Source organism: Flavobacterium sp. K77, assembly GCF_021608205.1.
In the GTDB taxonomy this organism is placed as follows: Bacteria; Bacteroidota; Bacteroidia; order Flavobacteriales; family Flavobacteriaceae; genus Flavobacterium; species Flavobacterium turcicum.
On the sequence record NZ_JAKIHO010000028.1, the window covers coordinates 1 to 1,611 of the forward strand.

2 protein-coding genes are annotated in these 1,611 nt (G+C 38.5%); both read right to left on the bottom strand.

Translation table 11 applies throughout. The features are described 5' to 3' along the window. Window positions 1-231 precede the first annotated feature (231 nt). Window positions 232-1,290, bottom strand: coding sequence for a hypothetical protein (locus L1S34_RS14720; protein ID WP_236364844.1), 1,059 nt, complete (start codon window positions 1,288-1,290; stop codon window positions 232-234). Window positions 1,291-1,380: 90 nt separating this feature from the next. Beyond that, a partial coding sequence (locus tag L1S34_RS14725; protein ID WP_236364845.1) for a hypothetical protein occupies window positions 1,381-1,611 on the bottom strand: 231 nt, incomplete at its 5' end.

Sequence of the window (1,611 nt, forward strand, 5' to 3'; positions counted from 1 at the left end):
TATGCCCGCAACGCCTTTTTTTACAAAACTATTGTGATAAACAATAACGCTATCATCTATAGCCCATTTATTAGGAATAGTATTGGCATAAATCAAGACAGCAATTGCAAAAATGAGCCACTGTGCTTTTTTGGGTTGTAGAAAAAACTGTTTCATAACTTGCAAAATTAAAACAAATAGGCTGACCAAAACAGCCAGCCTATTTAATACTATTGTTTTGATTAATTAGTTCTAATTTAGCTTGACCACAGTAACCTTGGTGCTGCCATTGGTCGTAAAATCAGCTCCTACAACATTTGATGCACTCAAAGCTCTAATTTTAAAAAATTCGCCAGCGGTCATATACACTACCGAAGTCAGTTGTCCCCTATATTTATGGGGAGTCTGTGCATTATTATTAGTAACAGATGTTCCATAAAAATTTGATCCACCATTACCAGTGTTATTCATTTCAATCATCGGCATAGAAGGTGTATTATTCGTTCCTCCCATTAGTTGCACTTGTATTAAATAAGTACCTGCACCTGTTGTACCTACCGTAAAAGTATTGTTGTTTGTCCATGTATTTCCGCCTGTAAGCGCAGCACCTGTACCATTAGCACTTTCAAAATTAACAACATCAGCAGCTAAAGTCAACGAGCTTGCGACTTGAGTTGTTTGACCAACAGTTTTTGTAACTACCAATTGTAAACTAGAGCCACCACCTGAAGCTGAGCCCCAACTTAGCGCACCAGCACCGTTTGTTTGTAATACCTGTCCGTTGGTACCTGTATTGGTTGGGTAGGCATTTCCACCTAAAGTTGCTGTACCTGTTGCCGTAATATTTGTTGCACCTGTAATTGCATTGCTATTCATATTTAAAGTTGTAGTAGCCGTGTGGTTACCTAAGTTATCGGCACCACTTGGCGTTACCCATTGTGTATTAAAATCAGTAGCGTTAACTTTTGCTAGTACTTGATTGGCAGTACCACCAGTTGGTACTCCTTGGCCGTTGGCACCATTTGTACCGTTAGTGCCGTTTGTTCCATTTAAACTCGTCCAAGCCGTTCCATTATAAAAATAAAAACCAGCAGTAGCATCGGTTTGGTACACCATTAAACCTGTGGCAGGAGTAGCAATTGCTGTTCTTTGTGTTTGTGTTAAGCGTGGTACCAAAACCCCTTGGTTGCTGCTTTTTAAATCTAAAATAGCAGATGGATCAGCAGTGCTACCATCCGTGTTAATCGCTACAGATTGCGCAGTTGCGTTTAATGCGATAAGGCTAAGGCCTAAAAAGAAAAGTTTTTTCATGTTTGTAAAGGTTTATTATTTTGATTGTTCGCCTATTGTAGGACGCGTTATTTTATTTTGATATTTTTTTTCTTATTGTCTCGGACTAATCTACCACTTGTTTAATTTATTGTTGCTATTGTGCTGTTTTTTAAAGAAATAAAAAGCGATGGCAATAGCAAGTAGCAATAGTAGCGGAATCCAGTCGTTTATAGGTGCCGCTGGTACATCTTGTACATCTTCTGGAAATTCTTCTGCCTGAGCCAATACCGTTACAAATGGAAACAGTAAAGCGCTAAGGCTAAGTAGTATGGATAATGTTTGTTTTTTCATGAGTAACAT